This window comes from Dysgonomonas sp. HDW5A, assembly GCF_011299555.1.
Lineage (GTDB): Bacteria > Bacteroidota > Bacteroidia > Bacteroidales > Dysgonomonadaceae > Dysgonomonas_A.
In genome coordinates this window covers 4,155,383-4,177,086 of record NZ_CP049857.1, presented here as the reverse complement: position 1 = coordinate 4,177,086, position 21,704 = coordinate 4,155,383, and the positions used below count along the sequence as shown (strand labels likewise).

Annotated in this window: 14 protein-coding genes; 9 read left to right on the top strand and 5 right to left on the bottom strand. The window is 36.6% G+C overall.

Translation table 11 applies throughout. The annotated features are described in order from the left end of the window. The first annotated feature begins 314 nt into the window (after positions 1-314). From G7050_RS17275 to G7050_RS17235, 9 genes are all read left to right on the top strand, one after another. Positions 315-3,422 (top strand): TonB-dependent receptor, encoded by a 3,108-nt coding sequence (locus G7050_RS17275; protein WP_221412813.1) that lies wholly within the window; start codon positions 315-317, stop codon positions 3,420-3,422. 17 nt (positions 3,423-3,439) lie between these two features. Beyond that, a complete protein-coding gene (locus tag G7050_RS17270; protein WP_166117508.1) occupies positions 3,440-5,122 on the top strand; it encodes a RagB/SusD family nutrient uptake outer membrane protein in 1,683 nt (560 codons plus the stop codon). Between the two features lie 82 nt (positions 5,123-5,204). Further along, positions 5,205-6,584 carry a DUF4960 domain-containing protein gene (locus tag G7050_RS17265; protein ID WP_166117507.1) on the top strand — a complete coding sequence of 460 codons (1,380 nt, stop codon included), beginning with the start codon at positions 5,205-5,207 and terminating at the stop codon, positions 6,582-6,584. A gap of 57 nt (positions 6,585-6,641) precedes the next feature. Continuing rightward, positions 6,642-8,165 carry a glycoside hydrolase family 32 protein gene (locus G7050_RS17260; protein WP_221412812.1) on the top strand — a complete coding sequence of 508 codons (1,524 nt, stop codon included), beginning with the start codon at positions 6,642-6,644 and terminating at the stop codon, positions 8,163-8,165. A 26-nt stretch (positions 8,166-8,191) separates the two neighbouring features. Then, the gene (locus G7050_RS17255; RefSeq protein ID WP_166117506.1) at positions 8,192-10,390 is read left to right on the top strand and encodes a GH32 C-terminal domain-containing protein; all 2,199 of its coding nucleotides are present in this window, start codon (positions 8,192-8,194) and stop codon (positions 10,388-10,390) included. Between the two features lies 1 nt (position 10,391). After that, positions 10,392-11,546: an MFS transporter gene (locus G7050_RS17250; RefSeq protein ID WP_166117505.1), complete on the top strand. Its 1,155-nt coding sequence runs from the start codon at positions 10,392-10,394 to the stop codon at positions 11,544-11,546. A gap of 80 nt (positions 11,547-11,626) precedes the next feature. After that, a complete protein-coding gene (locus G7050_RS17245) occupies positions 11,627-12,508 on the top strand; it encodes a carbohydrate kinase (RefSeq protein WP_166117504.1) in 882 nt (293 codons plus the stop codon). 88 nt (positions 12,509-12,596) lie between these two features. Next, complete coding sequence (locus tag G7050_RS17240; protein WP_166117503.1) at positions 12,597-15,356, top strand: substrate-binding domain-containing protein; 2,760 nt, start codon at positions 12,597-12,599, stop codon at positions 15,354-15,356. A 169-nt stretch (positions 15,357-15,525) separates the two neighbouring features. Further along, positions 15,526-16,623, top strand: coding sequence for an MBL fold metallo-hydrolase (locus G7050_RS17235; RefSeq protein ID WP_166117761.1), 1,098 nt, complete (start codon positions 15,526-15,528; stop codon positions 16,621-16,623). Positions 16,624-16,636: 13 nt separating this feature from the next. On the opposite strand, the gene G7050_RS17230 is transcribed toward G7050_RS17235, so the two are convergent. The 5 genes from G7050_RS17230 to G7050_RS17210 form a co-directional block, all read right to left on the bottom strand. After that, positions 16,637-17,383, bottom strand: a complete 747-nt coding sequence (locus G7050_RS17230; RefSeq protein ID WP_166117502.1) for a DUF3667 domain-containing protein — start codon at positions 17,381-17,383, stop codon at positions 16,637-16,639. A 120-nt stretch (positions 17,384-17,503) separates the two neighbouring features. Beyond that, the gene (locus tag G7050_RS17225; RefSeq protein WP_166117501.1) at positions 17,504-18,133 is read right to left on the bottom strand and encodes a ParB N-terminal domain-containing protein; all 630 of its coding nucleotides are present in this window, start codon (positions 18,131-18,133) and stop codon (positions 17,504-17,506) included. Further along, a complete protein-coding gene (locus G7050_RS17220) occupies positions 18,130-19,437 on the bottom strand; it encodes a DUF3440 domain-containing protein (RefSeq protein WP_166117500.1) in 1,308 nt (435 codons plus the stop codon). Before G7050_RS17220 ends, G7050_RS17225 begins: the two co-directional genes overlap by 4 nt. Next, complete coding sequence (locus G7050_RS17215; protein WP_166117499.1) at positions 19,434-19,844, bottom strand: hypothetical protein; 411 nt, start codon at positions 19,842-19,844, stop codon at positions 19,434-19,436. Before G7050_RS17215 ends, G7050_RS17220 begins: the two co-directional genes overlap by 4 nt. After that, positions 19,835-21,466 (bottom strand): hypothetical protein, encoded by a 1,632-nt coding sequence (locus tag G7050_RS17210; RefSeq protein WP_166117498.1) that lies wholly within the window; start codon positions 21,464-21,466, stop codon positions 19,835-19,837. The genes G7050_RS17215 and G7050_RS17210 overlap by 10 nt, the downstream gene beginning before the upstream one ends. Positions 21,467-21,704: the final 238 nt, after the last annotated feature.

The window sequence follows — 21,704 nt, the reverse complement described above, 5'->3', positions numbered from 1 at the left end:
AGTATTCACAATTGAATATTTAATAATAAATTATAAAATAGATTTATATAATAGAATATTTTAATAGTCTGTTTATTAAATGATTATTGTTTATGTAAAATCGTGAATGCATTATTTATGCATGCTTTTGACCTAATTTTTATAGGTAAGAAAGTTTCTAATTTAGTTCTTTGTGCTTGTAAGTTAGAGGAAGTATTTAATGCCGGATCGTTTAATTATAACTATCATTTAATACTTGCACAAACTATAAATAGGTCATAGACCTTTGTTAACAAGTACGTTTATTAATTTAATACCAAAAATGAAAAATGAGTATGAGAAACCTTTTCTTGATACTGCTCCTTTTCTCTTTCTGTAGTTTTATAAAAGCTCAGGAGATAGACATAAAAGGAGTTGTAAAATCTGCAACAGACAATGAACCTTTGATAGGGGTCAGTGTAAAAGTGAAAAATGCAAGTATTGGGACTACTACAGATTTGGATGGTCAATTTACATTGAAAGCCAGCCCCGATGCTACTCTCGAATTTACTTATATCGGATTTAAAACTCAGAACATTCCGGTAAATGGTAAAAAGGAAATTAATGTCCTGATGACGGACGATTCGCAAGTCTTGAATGAAGTAATTGCTGTAGGATATCGTACCGAACGCAAGGCAGACCTTACAGGTGCTGTATCGGTCGTGAAAGTAAATGATATGATGTCTGAGCCGGAAAATAACCCCATCAGAGCATTGCAGGGGAGAGTTGCCGGTATGGAAGTTACAGCAGACGGAAATCCGAGCGGATCGGCTACTGTACGTATTCGTGGTATAGGAACCTTGAATAATAATGACCCATTGTATATTATTGATGGAATACCATCTCAGGCAGGTATGCACGAGTTGAACTCTCATGATATTGAAAGTATTCAGGTACTTCGTGATGCTTCGGCTGCCAGTATCTATGGGTCGAGAGCTGCAAACGGCGTAATTATTATAACTACAAAGAGAGGGAAAGCGGGAGTTCTCAAAATTGATTTTGATGCTTTTGTATCTGTAGCCAATTACAATACGAAAATTGATGTTCTCAATTCTCGTGAATATGCACAAGCCATGTGGCAGGCTTCTGTTAATTCGGGAATTGATCCCAATAGTAACAATTTAGGAATTGTATATAAAGACGGTATAGGTGCTCAAGGCAATAGAGTTTTAGAAAACGTCTATTTTCCTGAATACTTAGATAAAAACAGAACCCTAAGAACTTCTAATACCGATTGGTTTGATCAGATAACAAAAACAGGGGTAGCTCAGTCTTATAATCTCGCAGTAAGTAACGGAACAGAAAAAGGCAGTTATTATTTTTCATTGGGACATTTTGGCAATGACGCATTGATAAAATATACTGACTTTTCTCGATTCTCGGTACGTATGAATAGCGACTACAAACTGTATGGTGATATTCTTACCATTGGAGAAAATTTTACACTGAACAGAACTTCCGAAGTTGCTCAACCTGATAAAATAATAGAATCGGCTTTAATTGCTGTTCCTTTTATTCCGGTGCATACAGCCGATGGAGCAGGATGGGGAGGACCTATCACCGGATTGCCCGACCGACAAAATCCGGCTCGTTTGGTTCATGATAATCAGAATAACAGATATCGTTACTGGCGTATGTTTGGTAATGCTTATGTGAATTTGCAACCGATCAAGAAATTAAATATCCGTTCGAGTTTTGGTTTAGATTATGGTAACTTCTATAAAAGAAGCCTTACACACAGTTATCAGTCAGGATATCTCGAAAGTGACAGAACCGCTTCGTTGATGGAACAAGCACACTGGACTAAATGGACTTGGAGTAATACCGCTACTTATGACTTCGAAATAGGAAAAAACCGTTTCGAAACATTGGTTGGTATGGAGATGTTCAACCAAGAGGATATAAATTTTTCAGCCAAAAGAGAAGGCTTTGCCGTTGAAACCCCTGATTATATGTGGCCCGATCTAGGTACAGGATTAAGTGAAGGTACAGGTATATCTACCGGATATTCGCTGATGTCTTTCTTCGGTAAAATAAACTATGCTTACGATGATAAATATCTGGCATCGGTTACAGTTCGTCGTGATGGCTCGTCTCGTTTTGGAAAGAATAACAGATGGGGAACATTCCCTGCATTCAATTTAGGATGGAGAATAAGTCAAGAAGCTTTTATGGCTTCAACCAGCGATTACTTATCTGATCTGAAATTGCGTTTCGGTTGGGGACAGAACGGTAATCAGGACATAAACAATACAGCGATATATGATATTTATGTAACCGATTATGGTAAAGGAAACCCTACATGGGATTCGGTTTGGGGAACAGCCTATGATCTGAATGGAAAAGGAGCAGGATTATTACCGTCAGGATTTAGACGCTCTCAATTATCAAATCCCGATTTGAAATGGGAAACTACCACTCAAACAAATATTGGTCTCGATTTCGGATTCTTTGGTCAGGCACTTTATGGGTCGGCTGAATATTACTGGAAAAGTACCAAAGACATTCTCTATTCTCCCGGCTACGCAGCTATAAAAGGCGAAGGAGCTAACAAATGGTACAATGGAGCCAGCATGGAAAACAAAGGTTTTGAGTTCACAGTTGGATATAGAGGTAAAATCGGTTCGACAGGTGTAACTTATGATGTATCGGGAAATATATCAACCAATAAAAACCAAGTGACTTTTTTACCTGAATCCGTTAAAAATTCCTACGGTGGAAATGGAAAATGGGATAATATTTTAGGTCGTCCGCTAGGATCTTTTTACGGGTATGTGGCTGATGGTATCTTCAAAAGCCAGGAAGATTTAGATAGACATGCTCAACAAGATGGAAAAGGTTTAGGTCGTATCCGTTATCGTGATATAAACAACGATGGTGTTATAAATGACGATGACCGTACTTGGATAGGTGACCCGTTCCCCGATTTTGCATACGGATTGAATCTGAACTTTGCATATAAGAATTTCGACTTCATTATATTTCTTCAAGGAATACATAATGTGGATGTTATAAATACCGTGAAATATGCCACCGATTTCTGGAGCGTTTCCGATACACGATCCAATAAAGGTACACGCTTGTTGGATGCATGGGATCCTATAACCAACCCGAATTCAAATATTCCTCGTTTATCTTATACCGATACAAATAATGAGGCACGTATGTCTACTTACTTTGTAGAGAATGGTTCTTATCTGAAACTCAGAAACGTGCAAGTAGGATATACATTACCTAAGCATATTATTCAGAAAATAAGATTAAGTCGGTTGCGTACGTATGTAAGTGCTCAAAATCTACTGACTATCAAAAGTAAAAGCTTTACAGGCGTAGATCCTGAAAATCCGGCATGGGGATATCCTATTCCGATGACATTTACTTTCGGGCTTAATGTTTCATTTTAATCCAACAGTACAACACAATGAAAAAGATAAAATATATAGCTGTACTCTTTGCAGCAATGGTTATGGTTTCGAGCTGTGATTTCTTGAATGACGATCCTCAGGGAATATTGAGCGATGAGCAGGTAAAAGGTCCCGATCAGGTAGAAGGATTGGTTACAGCAGCTTATTCTTCATTAGGAAACGATCACTATGATAAACCCTTCAGCTTATGGCCTTACGGCAACGTTCGTTCGGATGACGCCTATAAAGGAGGAAATGACGAAAATGACATCAGTGCATTCCATTTCTATGAAATAGCTCAAAATATAAAGACCGATTTTGGTGAAGCCGATGGGCTTTGGTTTTATTCTTACAAAGCAATTTCGAGAACAAATACCGCTTTGAGTGTACTGAAAACGGTATCGACAAATGATGTTCCATTGAGAGATACCCGTATGGGTGAAATGTATTTTTTGAGAGGTCATTTTTACTTTATACTTAAAACAGTATTCGGGCATATTCCTTTTGTAGACGAAGACTTGCCGATTGACGATTATGATAAAGTAGATAACAAACTTTCTAATGACGAACAATGGGCTTGGATTGTAAGCGACTTTCAGAAAGCATATGATTTGCTTCCCGAAAAGCAAGATCAGCTTGGACGTGCCAATAAAATAGCAGCGGCAGCTTATTTGGCGAAAGCAAACTTATATAGAGCTTACAGACAGGATGAAAGAAATAATTTAACAGAAATAAACCGTGCCGATTTAGAGGAAGTTCTTAAATACACAGAGAAAGTTCTTAACTCGGGATATGGTTTAGAATATGATTTTGCATATAACTTCTTACCGGGAGCATATCAAAATGGTAAAGAATCGTTATTTGCAGTACAGTATTCAATTGACGACGGAACTATGTTCGGTCGGTTAAATTGGGGCGATGTATTATCAGTACCTATGGGGGTTGGCTGTTGTGATTTTCACAAACCGAGTCAAAACTTGGTGAATGCTTATAAAACAGATAAAACAGGATTACCTATGTTCGATTCGTTCGATAATACGAACTATGATTCGAAAGCAAACACTGCTGATCCACGTTTATTCCATACTGTCGCTATGCCCGGATTCCCTTATAAATACAATAAAGAATTGATTTATGAAGAAGGATGGAACCGTAATCCTACCGTATATGGATATTATGCGTCTTTGAAAGAAAACGTTGATCCTTCGTGTGATTGCTTTGTGAATGTTGCCCCATTCTACGGAAACTCTAAAAACAGAATCATTATCCGTTATGCAGACGCTATTTTAATGCGTGCCGAAGCTTTAATAGAATTAGGACGTCATAATGAAGCCTTACCGCTTATCAATCAAATAAGAGAAAGAGCACAACGCAGTACCGATATGATTGATTATGCACCTAAATTGAGCGTCTCACTTTATCAACCGGGAGTTAACTGTACATGGTCGAACGATTTTGCCCGCCAAGCTTTGCGTTGGGAACGTCGCCTTGAGTTTGCAATGGAAGGAAGTCGTTTCTTCGACTTGGTTCGTTGGGGTATTGCCGATCAGGTGATAAATGCCTACTTCAAAACAGAATCATCAAGACGGTCATTCTTGAGAAGTGGCAATTTTACAAAAAGCAAGAATGAATATATTCCGATCCCTCAACAGCAAATCAACTTTGTAAACGGAATATACAAACAAAACTATGGCTGGTAAGGTCGCAGACCTTTTCTATTACTTTGGTTTGTAAAGTAACTAAAGGCTATTATAGCCATGAAAACTAAAAAATAAGGATACAATGAAAAAAAGAATAAATAAAATATTGCCTTTTATCTTTTCCCTGATTTTTTGCTTGGGATTCATTGCTTGCAGCGATGATGACCGTCAAAATCTCGATTTGTCGGGAGGAGTAAGAATAGAATCTTTCTCCATAAACGGGACAGACGGAACTATTAACGATGAGAATGGGACAGTACAGATATTATTGCCTTTGGGAACTGATCTGACAAAGTTAACACCGCAAATTACATTATCGGATAGGGCAGTTATAAACCCTGCCGGCAATGAAGCGATGGATTTATCGAAAGCAACAAAGTTCAGAGTAACAAACGGTAATCTGTATAAAGATTATATGGTGGTGGCTTCTCATATCAAAGGTGAAATACTAAGTTTCAGCATCGGAAAATACAAAGGAACGATTGATAATGACAAGAGAACCGTTCATGTAAGATATCCAAAGTCGGAAGACGTAACCAAGTTAACTCCCGAATTTGTAATTACCAGCGGAGCAACTGTAACACCTGCGCAGGGAACGGCAGTCGATTTTACAAATCCTGTAACCTACACTCTGTCTTATATGAATGAAACGTTCCCTTATATAATAACTGTAGAAAAAGTAGATATAAAACCGATTGCTTTCTTAGGTGTGGCAAACAATGCTTCTTCAATAGAAAATATGGACGAAAAGGCTGCTTACGATTGGTTTGCTGCTAATGTTCCCGATTTTGAATATGTCTCTTTTAATGATATTAAGAATGGCAAAGACTTAGCAAATTTTGCAGCGATATGGTGGCATTCCGATGGGAATACACAAGCCCTGCTAACAGGAGCTTTGGAGCCGACTGTGGTTACAAGTCTCAAGACATATTACCAAAATGGTGGTTCTTTTTTCTTCTCTTCATGGGCTGTGCAGTATGTTTCGACATTGGGCATAGCTAAAGACGGAAAAGCTGTAAATAATATGTGGGGTGATGGTAATGATGCTTTTGTAGTAGGTGATGATTGGGGACTATGTTTTACCGGAAACGAATCGCACCCGATATTTGCCGGATTACAGAAACCTGTAGGAGTAAACAACAAGGTATATTTAGTAGGAAAAGGCGTAAAAGCCAAAGGACACAATGCTATCTGGAATTTCGAATGGGGAGATTATGCGAACAATATTCCTTTGTGGACTACAAAGAATGGAGCAATCAATTTGGCCAGCTACCATTGGGACGACCAATTGAAAGGACGTTCTGTTATGTTTGAATATCCAAAAGTCAATACTTCGGGAATTACAATATGTATCGGAGTCGAATCGTATGATTGGTACAACGAAGACGGCTCTATAGTAAATCCTTATAAAGGAAATATCGAAACTCTGACATCTAATATATTCAACTATTTATTAAAGTAAATACTGTAAAGTAAATAAATAGGTCTGTGACCTTAACCATTCAAATTTTATAAAACCATGAAAATCAGAACTCATTTTTTTAGTATATCCTTATGTCTCATTGGTTTGACAGGATGCAATAATAATATGGATTATGTAAGTAACGACCCCAGATCGGCAGAAGCCGGAGCTCCTACTTGCTACGATGTGAATGATTTGTATTCAACCTATTCGGCATTTTTTAAACCCGCAAAAGGGTGGGTGGGAGATCCTATGCCTTTTTATGAAAATGGAAAATTCCATATCTTCTATCTTCACGATGCAAGAGACGGTTCGCCGACTTTTCATCCTTGGTATAAGGCAACTACAGATAATTTTTCATCATTTACAGATAATGGAGAAATGATTCCTACGGGAACAGTTGAGCAACAAGATCGTGCATTGGGAACCGGAAGTGTATTTAAACATAACGGAGTATATTATGCATTTTATACAGGGCATAATGGAGAGCTTGATCCTCGTGAGAAAATTATGTTGGCTACATCTACCGATTTGAATACGTGGACTAAAGATCCGTCTTTCCTTCTGGCTGCATCAGATGGCTATGATCGTAACGAATTCCGCGATCCGTTAATCATAAAAGACCAAGCCTCGGGAACTTTCAGAATGCTGATTAGTACACGTGCCGATTATAAAGGTTCATGGCGGGCGGTTATTGCTCAATATACCTCGACCGATCTGAGAAACTGGCAATTGATAGAACCATTTTATGATGATCCGAACACTTTTATGCTCGAATGTCCCGATGTATTTACAATGGGTGACTATCAATACCTCATTTATTCGAATATTGATGATCGTAAAGTACATTATCAATTCCGAAAAGGTACAACAGGAGCATGGACTATTCCTGCTAACAGTGCTTTGGATGGGATAGCATTTTATGCAGGTAAAACAGGTGCGGATGGAACAGACCGTTATATATCGGGATGGTGTCCCACAAGAGAAAATCATAGTGATTATACCAACTTTGATTGGGCTGGCTCTTTAATTACTCACAAGCTTATTCAATATGCGGATGGAACGATAACAGTAACATTCCCTCATGGTTTAAATGATAAATTAATTAATAGTCAGAACTTAAATAGGACTAGTTCGGTTAATACTAACATAGAATCTAATTCATTTACATTGAAAGCTTCGAGCGAACAAGCTGTTTCAGTTTTTGACAGACAAGAGGGGACTTACAAAATATCTTCTAAAGTAAAGGCTACAACATCCAATAGCTTTGGATTCGAATTCGGCTCGTGTGGCAATCGCAGAGAAGTATATGCCGTTGTGTTTGATTTGGAGAAGCATCAATTAAGATTAGAAAGACGGGTTTATGGCGAAGATCCTTTGCGTATTGATAATGTAAAACTAAATGTTCCTGATAATAAAGAATTTGATGTGACCATCATGGTCGAAAATTCGATTTGTGTAGTGTATGTCAATCATCAAACAGCATTTACAAACCGTATATATAAAATGAATAGGAACCCATGGGGTATATTCTCGGATAATGGAGAAGTAACATTCTCGAATCTCAACTTATCAAAATAAGGCAGTAGAACACATACATAGAAATTATGAAAATATATTTTAAATCAATTTTTTGTTTAGGGCTTCTTTCTTTAATCGGTTGCTCAACAAAATCTGATATTGTAATTGAAGATTTTGAAAGCGATTCGTATAAGAATTGGACCGTTGAGGGCGAGGCCTTCGGTACGAGTCCCGCAGAAGGGAGTCTTCCCGGACAGCAGGAAGTAAAAGGATTCGAAGGGAAGCGTTTAGCAAACAGTTATCACGGTGGCGACGATTCGCGAGGTACTCTTATCTCACCTGAATTTACTATCGAACGCGATTATATCAATTACCTGATAGGTGGTGGTATGCATGCCGATACTTATATAGAATTATTGGTCGAAGGTAAAAGTGTATACGTATCCAGATCGATTGTCGAAACCGAATCATTACTCTGGATGACATGGGATGTGAAAAACTATAAAGGGAAAAAAGCCGTTATAAAGATTGTCGACAACCAAAGAGGTGGTTGGGGACATATTCTCGTAGACCAGATAGAAATGAGTAACACTCCTAAAAGTAATATTATGGTAGACCATCGCCTATCGTTCAAGATAGATAAAAAATACCTGCTTGTGCCTATTGAAGATAGAGGACCCGAGTCGCAAATTTATTTGGAACAAGATGGTAAAGCAGTAAGTCCTCTTTTGAGTATACGTGTTGCACAAACAAAGATCGACTATTGGGCGCCTATAAATGTAGAACAATATAAAGGGCAAGAGTTAACACTCTTATTCGCTCATGTAAAAAATAGTGATATAGGATATTCTCAAATTAAGCAATCAGATACTTTTGATTTCGATTATAATGAGAAATACCGTCCGCTTTACCATTTTTCACCTCAATACGGATGGACTAATGATCCTAACGGAATGGTGTATCACAATGGCGAATACCATCTGTACTTTCAACACAATCCATATGGATCGATGTGGGGAAATATGAACTGGGGGCATACAGTTAGTAAAGATCTGAAGAAATGGGAATATCTGCCTGTGGCTATAGCTCCCGATTCATTGGGTACGATATTCTCGGGAAGTGCTGTGATTGATAAAAATAATACGGCAGGATTCGGCAAAAATGCGATGGTAGCTATTTATACATCGGCAGGACGTATTCAGACACAGAGTATTGCTTATAGTTTGGATAATGGGCGTACATTCACTAAATACGATAAAAATCCGGTATTGTCGGATCTTAATTTTGTTGATTTTCGTGATCCAAAAGTGTTTTGGCATCAAGGTACAAACCAATGGGTAATGTCATTGGCAACTACACAGACCATTACTTTCTATGGATCGAAAAATCTGAAAGAATGGAGTAAACTAAGTGAGTTTGGCGAAGGCATAGGCGATCATGGCGGAGTATGGGAATGTCCTGATTTATTTCCGCTTACCTATAACGGACAAACCAAATGGGTATTATTTGTAAGTATTAATCCAGGAGGACCTAACGGTGGCAGTGCAACACAGTATTTTATCGGAGATTTTGATGGTAAAACCTTTAAAGCAGATAATTTACCATATCCTCTTTGGTTGGATTATGGACGCGATAATTATGCAGGTGTTACTTGGTCTGATGCTCCTGATAACAGGCGTGTATTTATTGGATGGATGAGTAATTGGGATTATACCAACCATGTACCTACGGTTAATTTCCGTAATGCGATGACGGTTCCTCGTGAATTGACTCTTGCAAATAATGGAAAGCATCTTGTGGTAGCCAATGCTCCGGTAAAAGAAATTGCCGAATTGAGAAGAGCTACAGAAAAAGTATTAGATTTTACTGTGGATAAAACTTATACAATTGACCGATTATTGAAAGATAATCAGGGAGCTTATGAAATAGAAATGACCATTAAAGCTACTGCCAATTTCAATTTCAAATTAGTCAATAAGAAAGGCGAAAATCTTAAATTTACTTTCGATTTAGCACAAGATAAACTGCTTGTAGACAGATCCAACAGTGGATTGTCCGATTTCAGTAAAAATTTTGCATCTGCTGAAATAAAAGCTCCTTTGGTGAAAAAAGATACGTATAAAATAAGACTACTTATTGATAAGGCTTCATCTGAATTGTTTATAAACGATGGTGAGCTGGTACAGACAAATACCATGTTTCCGTCAGAGCCTTATAATTCGTTGGTTTTTGAATCGGAAGGAAATGTTACAGTAGAGAATATCAACATCTATGAATTAAAATAAGATGAAAGAAAAAAGTATATATATCAAGTTACTCCCCCTTATGCTGGCATTCTTTGCCATGGGATTTGTTGATCTGGTCGGAATTGCCACGAACTATGTTAAAGCAGATTTCTCGTTGTCAGAAACAGAAGCAAATATATTTCCGTCGATGGTATTCTTTTGGTTCCTGATATTTTCGGTTCCAACAGGAATGCTGATGAATAAAATCGGGAGACGCAAAACTGTTATAATCAGTTTAGCAGTAACATCGTTGGCTTTATTGCTGCCTTTTGTAAGTTATTCTTATGCCTCTATGCTTGTTTCGTTCTCGTTATTAGGTATTGGAAATACATTGATGCAGGTTTCACTAAACCCCTTATTATCCAATATCGTGAGTGGTGATAAGTTGGCAAGTACACTTACTTTCGGTCAGTTTGTAAAAGCAATAGCTTCTTTTATGGCTCCTATTATTGCAGCATGGGCGGCAGCATCGTTAGGCGACTGGAAATTTTTATTCCCTATCTTTATGGTAATAGCCATATTAGCTACTTTACTGCTGAGTATGACATCCATCTCTGAAACCGATGAGGAAGGCGAAAGTTCGACCTTTGCACAATGTTTTGCTCTCTTGGGAAATAAGGTTATACTCCTATCTTTCATCGGGATTATGTGCCATGTGGGAATAGATGTCGGTACTAACGTTACAGCTCCCAAGATATTAATGGAACGTTTGGGGATGACTCTCGATGCAGCAGGTTATGCAACCAGTGTTTATTTTCTATTTCGTACGATTGGTTGTTTTACAGGTGCTTTTGTCTTAGCTCGTTTCTCTGCCAAGAAATTCTTTATGATGAGTGTTGCATTAATGGTTTTGGCGATTATTGGATTATTTATGTTCCATAACCTCACAATGATCTATATTTGTATAGCACTTATCGGTTTGGGTAATTCGAATATATTCCCAATCATTCTTTCTCAGGCTCTTTTATATATGCCTGATAAGAAAAATGAAGTATCGGGGCTTATGATTATGGGACTTTTCGGTGGTACTGTTTTTCCTTTATTGATGGGATTAATGACCGATTTACTATCTTCACAAACAGGAGCTTTATTGATATTAGCTGTTGGTATATTCTATTTGGTTTTGATGTCATTTAAATTGAAAGAAAAAGCCTAAGGTAGAGGCGAACCTATGTGTTCGCCCTATTATTCGCGATTTGCAGTAAATAAAAAGATAACAATAAATAAAAATAAAACATGAAAAATACAGTAGTAGGATTAGGCGAAATCCTTTGGGATGTATTTCCCGAAAGAAAAGTTCTGGGGGGTGCCCCTGCCAACTTTGCTTATCATGCTTCGCAGTTTGGCTTTAATGGCTATGCTGTAAGTGCAATTGGAGATGATCTGTTAGGCAAAGAAATTCTAACCAGTCTCGAAGAAAAAGGATTGAATTATTTATTAGAGAAGACCGATTATCCGACAGGAACTGTTCAGGTGACATTAAATAAAGCAGGCGTTCCTCAATATGAAATTTGTGAGAATGTAGCCTGGGATAATATTCCCTTTACTGCACGCACCGAGAATCTGGCAAAAAGCACACAAACAGTATGTTTTGGTTCTTTGGCTCAACGAAACAGTGTATCTCGTGAGACAATCCGTAAGTTTATAGCTGCAATGCCCGAAGATAGTCTGAAGATATTCGATATTAATCTGCGTCTCAATTTTTATTCAAAAGAGATTATACATGAATCTCTGGAGATGTCGAATATGATGAAGATCAATGACGAAGAAGTTATCAAAGTAGCTAATCTCTATGGATGGAAAGGTGATGAGCAGGAAATCTGCGGCAGGCTTCTCGAAGATTATAAGCTGGATATACTGGTGCTTACAAAAGGAACAGATGGTAGTTTTGTATTTACCCCCCGTCAGACTTCTTATCAGCCCACCCCTAAAGTGCATGTGGCTGATACGGTCGGAGCAGGCGATTCTTTTACAGCCGCCTTTGTAGCAGCTTATCTGCATGGCGAACGTATCGAAGATGCACATCAACTGGCTGTTGAGGTATCGGCTTATGTTTGCTTGCAACACGGCGCTATGCCTAAATTGGCGGACTCTTATTTGGAATTGTTCAGAAAATAACCTTTCTATATATTTTAAAGCACTATAGCCAATGTTGGGTTGTAGTGCTTTTTCTTACTTTTGTACTTCTATCTGAAATACCCCGACCATGAGAAACAGCATAATTATCTTTTGTATTCTGCTTTCCATTTTGCAAACTGCATGCCGATTGGATAAAAAGTCGGAATATGTGGTTGGAGTTTCTCAATGCAGCGACGACCTCTGGAGAGAAACAGTTAATGGAGAGATTCTGAGAGAAGCTTCTTTTTTTCAGAATATGCAAGTCAACATAAAAACCGTAAAAGACGATACCCGGCAACAGATAAAAGATATCGAATCTTTTATTGATGCAGGCGTAGATCTTCTTATTGTTTCACCTAATGAGTCTACTGCTATTACTCCCATTATACAGAAAGCTTACAGATCGGGTATTCCTGTTATTCTTTTAGACCGGAAAATAGATACTGATGATTATACAGCCTATGTAGGTGCCGATAATTATCAGCTGGCCTACGAGCTTGGTTTATATGTTTCCGATGTTCTCAAAGAAAAAGGAAATGTTGTTATAATGAGAGGCTGGAAAGGTTCTACAGCCGATGACGAGCGTTATAGAGGTTTTATGGATGCTATAGGCAAGTATCCCAATATAAAGATCATAGCCGAAAAACGGGGTGACTTTCTGAAAAATGTTGCAGAACAACAGATGGAAGAAGTTTTTAAGAATCATGAATCTGTTGATCTGGTTTTTGCGATGAACGACCCTATGGCTCTCGGTGTACATAATGCAGCAATGAAATATAGTGGAAAATCTCCCTTTATTGTTGGTATCGATGCACTTCCCGGCGAGGGTGGGGGCATCGAAAGTATCCAAAAGGGATTGATCGATGCTTCTTTTATTTATCCGACAGGAGGCGATAAGGTCATTGATATTGCCAGCCGTATTTTAAACAAAGAGTCTTTCGATAAAGAGAATATCCTTTACACGGCAGTTGTAGATAAGAGCAATGTGCGTGTATTGCAATTACAAACCAATCAGATATTCGAGCATCAACATAAGTTTGATAAAATGAATAGTCTTTTAGATAAAAGCCTGTTGCAATATTCCAATCAGCGGACTCTTTTTTATATTTCGTTGATTGCTTTATGTCTGATTACCTTATTACTATTTCTAGCCTATAAGGCTTATAAAGCCAAAAGCCGAGCCAATACACAATTGGAACGACAAAATGAAGAAATAAAACGTCAGGCCGAAATTCTTACCGAACAAAAAGAACAACTGATCTCTTTATCCAAACAATTGGAAGAAGCTACTCACGCCAAATTAGTATTCTTTACCAATATTTCGCACGAATTCAAAACACCTTTGTCTCTTATTCTGGGTCCTGTAGAAGCTTTGCTTGCTGAGGATAAATTGACCGCAGAACAAAGAGAGTTGCTAACATTAGTCAAACGTAACAGTAATCGTCTATTACATCTTATTTCTGAAATAATAGAATTCAGAAGTTATGAAAATGGGAAGATGAAAACCCACTTTTCCAACAACGATTTAAAGACTTTTCTGGAAGATCTTACCCCTTTGTTTTATGATTCCATAAAGAGAAAGCAAATTACCTTATCTGTCGAGACAGAAAGTTCGGAATTTCAGATGTGGTTTGATAAAGAAAAGGTCGAGAAAATTTATTTCAATCTCTTATCAAATGCACTAAAGCATGTGAATAAGGAAGGTATAATAAATATAAATTTAAGGAAAGAGGTTATTGAAGATACTGAATATGCAAAACTATCGGTTTTTAATAGCGGCTCGTTTATTCCCCAAGACGAACGACAGAATATATTCGATCGTTTCTATAAAATAGATTCTCGTGACGGTAGTACAGGAATCGGGCTTGCTCTGACAAGTACTTTGGTCGATATTCATCGGGGTAAGATATACGTTGAAAGCAAGCAGGAGGAAGGCACTACATTTTATGTCTTGCTGCCATTCAATCAGGAAGATAACGGATCGGATAAATCAACTGCCTATGAAAAGGGTTATACTCAAGCCCGATTAGAATTAGACTCCGTAGTTATAGAGGACGAAATTTTGCCTGAAAGTAATTTGCAAGGAGATAAGCCGCTTGTACTTATTATCGAAGATAATGCAGATATGCGAAGCTTTATGCATCATATTCTCAATCACGAGTATACTGTAATAGAAGCTGAGGATGGCGAAGACGGACTTAAAAAGGCTAAGAAATATATTCCCGATCTAATAATCAGTGATGTAATGATGCCCCAAAAAGATGGATTTGAAGTATGTCATTACTTAAAAGAAAATATTTCAACCAGCCATATACCGGTAATCTTGTTGACAGCTTGCTCGCTCGATGAGCAGAAAGTAATAGGTTTCGAAAGTGGTGCCGATGCTTATATACCGAAGCCTTTCAATGCTAATTTGCTAAATATAAGGGTTAGAAAACTAATCGAAAACAGGCAAAAGATAAAAGAAGCTTTTGGACACAGCTTGGTCAATGACACGAAGAAAACGACTTTGGCTGAAAGTGAACAGAGTTTTATAGATAGCTTTAGAAGTTATGTAGAATCTCATATTTCCGATTCGGAGTTGAATCTCGATGATGTAGCGAAAAGTATCGGATTATCTAAATCTCAATTATATCGAAAAATAAAGTCGCTTACCAATTATTCGCCTAATGAATTAATAAGGATTATTCGTCTGAAATATGCTAAGCATTTATTGAATACTAAGAGTAAAACAATTTCGGAGGTTGCCTACGAAGCTGGGTTCTCGTCACCTTCATATTTTACAAAATGTTTTAAGGAGTTTTATGATGAAAGCCCAACCGCTTACTTGGATAAAATAAATAAGTAATGGGGAAAACACAGTTTATATATAACTGAAGTTTGTGATATTAAATGATATGAAGCCTAAATTCTATTTCTTTTAATAGTCAAATTACTCTTCTTTCTTTTATTTTTAATAGTTTTGCTGTTCATTATTTATAATTGAACAATTGGGAAAGAAACGAGGAAAAAAGATTATGTGGGTAACCCTTTCTGTTATAGGTGTTTTAGTAATTATCGTATTTATATTTTTACAACAAGCCAAATTTGGTAAAACTCCATCGGGTGATCGATTGATAAGAGTTCAAAATTCAACTCATTACAAAGACGGGAAATTTCAGAATCAGAGCCTTACTCCCCAGTTAACAGGCGAAAAGGGATATGTTGGAGTAATGTATGATTTTTTATTCGGAGGCCATAAGCGAGTTAAACCCGTAGATGAAATACCTTCTATGAAGACCGATTTATTAACTCTCGATAAGAGTGAAGATATCTTGGTTTGGTTCGGACATTCTTCCTATTTTATTCAGATAGATGGTAAACGTATTCTGGTTGACCCTGTTTTTAGTGGTACAGCATCACCTGTTTCATTCACTACCAAAGCCTTTAAAGGTACAGACCGTTATGGTGTAGACGACCTTCCGAATATCGACTATTTATTTATCTCTCATGATCATTGGGATCACCTCGATTATGAGACAATAATAAAATTGAAACCTAAGGTTGGTAAAATAATCTGCAGTTTAGGTGTAGGAGAACATTTCGAATATTGGGGCTTCGATATGAACAAAATAGTTGAAATGGATTGGGATGAGGACACAGCTTTAGATTCAGGATTTGCTGCTTATTGCTTGCCGGCACGTCATTTCTCTGGAAGAGGTCTATCTCCTAAACAATCATTGTGGTCATCTTTTCTTTTGCAGACCCCAACATTTAAAATATACATCGGAGGTGATAGTGGCTATGACTCTCACTTTGCAACAATAGGCAAACGCTTCGAAGGTATCGACTTGGCTATTCTCGAAAATGGTCAGTATGGAGAAGGCTGGAAATACATTCATATGATGCCCGAACAGGTATTGAAAGCATCTAAAGATTTAAATGCAAAACGATTGTTGCCTGTACATTCATCTAAATTTGCTTTGTCAACTCATCCATGGGATGAACCTTTAATAAGAATCACCGAAGCAAATAAAGATAACGAACAAGATCTCATTACTCCTATGATCGGTGAAACGGTACATCTAAAAGATTCTACCCAGACATTCCGCCAATGGTGGATAGGTATTGAGTGACGATAATCTATTTTCAGAATACTTTTAGAAAATGATGAATACCTTCCAGAATAGCTATTATTGTAATAGAAGCAACGACCAGAGTTAAAATGATACTTAGTACAGCCTTTAAAATTGCCTTAGTCCATGATGAGGTTTTGAATAATTGTACCAGAACGTACGTGTTATATAGATAGAGAATCGCTAATGTAATTGAATATACATCTTTTGAGTGGGTGTAATAAAATAAAGGGTAAAGCAATATCAGAATAATTACTTTTATACCGTCTGTATAAGAGTATATTACTAAATGTTCAATATAATTATAGTTGCTTTTTCGATATAGGATATAAGACGATAAAGCATAAAAAGGTATTATGAGAAGCTGAACTATGGAGTAGTGAGAGTAATACCAATTGTAGATAAAGTCATTATCAAAAATCGGATTATCCTGTTGATTGACTTCGGAGTCAGGATATACATTAAAGAAATGAAGTACCAAGCTATAAATTGACCCCCATATAAGAAGGAAACCAAAAGGTTTGAAATATTTTACTCTTTTACCGCTTAAGTAGGCTTTTATTGTGTATCCGGGTCTTAGTAACAATTCCTTTATTGTGTAGAGCATCCCTTTGTTTATATGCAAGAAACTGAATTGCAGTTCTTCAACAAGGTGGGACAAATTAATGCGAGAGACTTTAATCGATTGTCCACATCTATTACAAAAATCTCCTTTTACAGCATTATTACAATTCGCACAGCGATGAGATGTCTTATTCATAACGTAAATACTATATGAAGTATAAACATTAATTTACTTAAATAAGTTTATATATTTATTGCTTTTCATGTAATAACATAAATAGTTCGTAATTAAAATATACTATCAAAGTAGATAATTCTACTCTCTGCTTATCGAGAAATCCTCATCAGCAAATAAAGCTGCTATACCGGTTAATTGTTTGAGGCGAAGTATCTCATCCATGTCCATCCCTATGTTTTTAGCGATCCATTTGGGCGATTTTCCAATTAGGGTCAGTTCTCTGACAATACTTGATAACAGATCAATATTATGTGCCCCTCTGGCTCTGTTATGACGTATTGTACACGCCATTCTATCGCTTAGCCCTCGCTGTTCCTCACGTATAAAGGTTACTGGCAATCTACCATATGTACTAGTTGATATTTTTGTTGATTTTATTTCCGATTGCCTTCGATGAAATCCGTCTACAATCCGTAATGATTCATTTTCAGGACTGGTAACGATGGGCATTGTATAGCCATCTTCCTCTATGGATGTAATTAATAATCTCATCTCAGGAGGAGCTACACTATTTGGATTATAGTTATTGCCTTCTATATTCTCTGATTTTTCCCAAGCGATAAAATCAACAGGGTGATGTTTCAGTGGGCTTACTCTATGTAGCATAGCACGGATGTAATTTAAAGTATCTATTTTTTTTTCGACATCGGGAGTATTTTCTATGTATTGACATAGTTGATCGACCGTTGCCCGTATATTATCTTTCATAGCATTTCATTGTATTTACGAATCAATTCTTGTTGTCTTAGTATTTGTTTTTTTGTAAGTGCGAATGACAGCGAATGACAGGTTATATCATTTTTAATAATTGCCATACACATACGTTTCCATGATAAAAAATCAGTTTTATTGTCAAGACCGGGCAAAACATCGGGTATACTTCTGAATTTAATCACGTATTTATCTTTAGTTCCTCTGTTACTAAAAGTATGTGTATTAATGATTATATTTTCATCTAACTGAAGAATATCTTCATCGGCAACGGGCGATCCGACTTTATTCCAGTAACGAATAAATTTTCGGAATTTTCGGACATATATATTTCGCGTTTCTTTGGGCAAAGTATTCAGTAAAAATTTACAATAAGTTCTCCACGTATGTCCTTCGGGCAAATCAATACGTCTGGCTCCCGACGCCTTTGTTCCACAATAAATATTTCCGAAATTAGCCCCGCTAACACGATCTACTACCTTGATCCATGTTTCGGGCTCCAATACTTTGAAGAGGCTCAATCCTGCTTTCTGTTCATCCCCATAAGGTTCGCATATCCTCATTTTTGAAAGAGGTATTCCCGCTTTGTAAAACAGGTCATAGATACGATTATACGGTTTGTGAAATTTTCCATTATAAACCCATATATCCTCCACATTCCAATCGTAGATAGGATAGAAGTTATATGTCAATTCGGTAATACGGGTTGAATATCTTTTATCGTGATATGATGATTTATCTTTTCTGTTTATGGCATGGTATCGGTTGAGACTTTCATCTGAACGGATACCTACTAAACAGGCTACTTTTTTTGATGAGTACCGATTTGCCAGCCAATCGCCAAACAAAGTGATGAAATCTTCGAAAGTCATATCCTTCTTGTAAAAGTCAAGAGGATTGTTATTCTCGTTGATAATAAATTCGTGTGTAGGCATTGGTCGTACCCACTTCTCCTGCTTGTTTCGATCCCAAAAAATCCAGTAAGGCTCATACATCGAAACGGCATTAGTTGTGATCATAGGTAAACATACCCAATAAGGATTTATGAGATCAAGATTGTCAAGAAACATTTCCTCAATAAACTCTACGGTCTTCGAGTATGATGCTTCGACATCAATATATAAAACGGATATTTTTCGTTTTATATGGTGGGTCCTCATGTAGTCGAGAATCAGATTCAGCATTACTCCGCTATCCTTTCCTCCTGAAAAAGAAACATAAATATTCTCGAAGTTTGAAAAAATATACTCAATGCGCTCAATAGCCATTTCGTAAACATTTCTGTTTTTTTGAATATTCATATCGTTTTGCTCATCTTAGAATAATTGATACCCGGTTTTACGATTACAAAGCCTAGTTTGTGAAGGGTAGGGAGTTCATCCGAATGAGCCATGAAGGAAACAACCGTATCTTTTTCGAGATCGGCTATAGCTCGTAGAATAAGTAGCTCCAGTAAATTGTAGTCCTGCCATGTAAAATCATTACATAGTTTGTTATTGGCAATCGAAATAAAGCCTGTAACCATGTTTTTTCCTGTAATTGAAATATACCAGACGTGGTCTTCTGTATTTTTAAAAGGGTATCCTCCATTGATGCGGATAACATCAGGATTCATAACGAAAGGTCCTATCAGATTATAAAGAGCATGATCTGTTCCCCATATCTTTTCTATTCGCATTGTCTTGTTATCTGTTTCATTTATAGGCATGCTACAAAATCTTTAAGTTTGGTTTTATTAACGAGTAATTCTTGTAGTTGATCGGCTAATTTTTCTTTACGTTTCAAATTTTCCATGATTTTTCGGTCTATACCCGAGTTTGTCATGAAGCGTTTTACCGATATTGAACTTCTTAAGTGGCTGTTCTTTATATATGTTAAACAGCGCTTATATTCGATGTATTTAAAAGACGGGCTAAAGAATACAATATCATAATAGCCTTTCAGATCATTTAATTTACTGTCTTGCATAGCGAGTGTCGAAATTAAATATCGCTTTTCTCTGTGGTCAAACATCAATTTCTCATCTTTTCTCCATTTACTATTTTTACCACAGAAAACAGCACAATTTATTTTTCCTAGAAAATTGATTAACAGATCGACCTCAAACAGGTATTTACAAAGAATTATACATTGATATTCTCCTGTGTGTTCTTTGAGTAATGCCAATTTATTAATCTTATCGAACTTATTGATAGGAACATATCCACAAACTATTTTTTGCATCTCTATAAGTATCCTGTACACATCATGGAGTTGAACTTTATTTTGATCGATGAGTGTTAGCAGTTCATTCTTCTTTCTCTTATAATAATACTTCTGCTTATCTGTCAGGTCACATATATATGTTTTGATTGAGATTGATCGTTTAGCAGTTTTTCTCTCTTCCAACGCATATGTATATGGTTCTGTCATATTTACGAGGTAGGATAGATTTTTATAACCAAGTATTTCAGAGCCATCAAAGCCTCCGTAAATAATATGCATCTTCGAAAAATCATCCCAATGGTAATACCCTAGAATTAAGTCACTCAAAATTTTATAGGGCATATAAATATCATGAATATTATTAACAATCAGGGAGTTTGTCATCACCAGTTTATAACTACACAAGCGTGCAATTTTATATATACGCTGAGAACGTATGGTATCAGGTGATTTAAACATGTGGCAATCATCAATAATCAGCATTGTAGATCCGTCAGTATATTCTAATAAGTTTAAATATACCTGCATATTATAACTGAGACTTTCAATGCTGGTAAAAAGAATCGGCATTGTTAAGTTGGGCCATATTGTAAATAATTGTTGCTTAAAATCTTCTATAGAGACTTGGGATAAAAATACATGTAGTTTATTTATATATTTGGCGTTATATCTGCTTTGTGCAAGTCGTATCGAAATATACCAACGGTCAGTTTGCGATTCGGACACTAAAGCTGAAACTTTCATCTTGGACAAGAAACTAAGGGCTCCATCGTAATAAGGTATTGTTTCTTGTGTTAATAGACTGAGATTATCTTTTAATCGAATATGCAAAGGACTATTTTTTCGTTTAAGTTCGCAATTATATATAATTTCATAAAATTGTTTGTGGATAATTTGCTCTAAACGTTCAGACTCCTGTTTGCACCATTCTTCATTGTAGTCATTGGAAGATACATCAACAAACAACTTTAATTTGTCGTTCACTACTTCAAAGTAGACTTTTGTTTTTGCATAAAAAGGGCTGTAATCTATAGAATAAGGAATATATACTCTAGCTCTATAAGATGATGAGTAAAGCTTAGCTCCTTTTATTCGATCAAGTAGTTCAAGTAATGTTGAATTCATAGAATATATGTGTTCTTACTTAATATTATTCCACGAGACAGGCTAATTGAGTATGTGAAAAAATAAAATAAATCTAATTTTTTATTTCAATTTAAAAGTACTAAACTTAAAGATACTGATATCCTAATATAGTATATTATTACCTTCTTGTTTGTTAAAAAATGTTGGACCTTACTCGTGTGTAAGTTATAAAAAAGGAGCTTTCTATAGCGACATGATAATCTTCTGAAAAAAATAG

What these genes read in the sequence shown, in the direction of transcription:
- G7050_RS17275 (WP_221412813.1), top strand. Translation starts at nt 315, where the DNA reads ATGAGAAACCTTTTCTTGATACTGCTCCTTTTCTCTTTCTGTAGTTTT.
- G7050_RS17270 (WP_166117508.1), top strand. Translation starts at nt 3,440, where the DNA reads ATGAAAAAGATAAAATATATAGCTGTACTCTTTGCAGCAATGGTTATG.
- G7050_RS17265 (WP_166117507.1), top strand. Translation starts at nt 5,205, where the DNA reads ATGAAAAAAAGAATAAATAAAATATTGCCTTTTATCTTTTCCCTGATT.
- G7050_RS17260 (WP_221412812.1), top strand. Translation starts at nt 6,642, where the DNA reads ATGAAAATCAGAACTCATTTTTTTAGTATATCCTTATGTCTCATTGGT.
- G7050_RS17255 (WP_166117506.1), top strand. Translation starts at nt 8,192, where the DNA reads ATGAAAATATATTTTAAATCAATTTTTTGTTTAGGGCTTCTTTCTTTA.
- G7050_RS17250 (WP_166117505.1), top strand. Translation starts at nt 10,392, where the DNA reads ATGAAAGAAAAAAGTATATATATCAAGTTACTCCCCCTTATGCTGGCA.
- G7050_RS17245 (WP_166117504.1), top strand. Translation starts at nt 11,627, where the DNA reads ATGAAAAATACAGTAGTAGGATTAGGCGAAATCCTTTGGGATGTATTT.
- G7050_RS17240 (WP_166117503.1), top strand. Translation starts at nt 12,597, where the DNA reads ATGAGAAACAGCATAATTATCTTTTGTATTCTGCTTTCCATTTTGCAA.
- G7050_RS17235 (WP_166117761.1), top strand. Translation starts at nt 15,526, where the DNA reads ATGTGGGTAACCCTTTCTGTTATAGGTGTTTTAGTAATTATCGTATTT.
- G7050_RS17230 (WP_166117502.1), bottom strand. Translation starts at nt 17,383, where the DNA reads ATGAATAAGACATCTCATCGCTGTGCGAATTGTAATAATGCTGTAAAA.
- G7050_RS17225 (WP_166117501.1), bottom strand. Translation starts at nt 18,133, where the DNA reads ATGAAAGATAATATACGGGCAACGGTCGATCAACTATGTCAATACATA.
- G7050_RS17220 (WP_166117500.1), bottom strand. Translation starts at nt 19,437, where the DNA reads ATGAATATTCAAAAAAACAGAAATGTTTACGAAATGGCTATTGAGCGC.
- G7050_RS17215 (WP_166117499.1), bottom strand. Translation starts at nt 19,844, where the DNA reads ATGCCTATAAATGAAACAGATAACAAGACAATGCGAATAGAAAAGATA.
- G7050_RS17210 (WP_166117498.1), bottom strand. Translation starts at nt 21,466, where the DNA reads ATGAATTCAACATTACTTGAACTACTTGATCGAATAAAAGGAGCTAAG.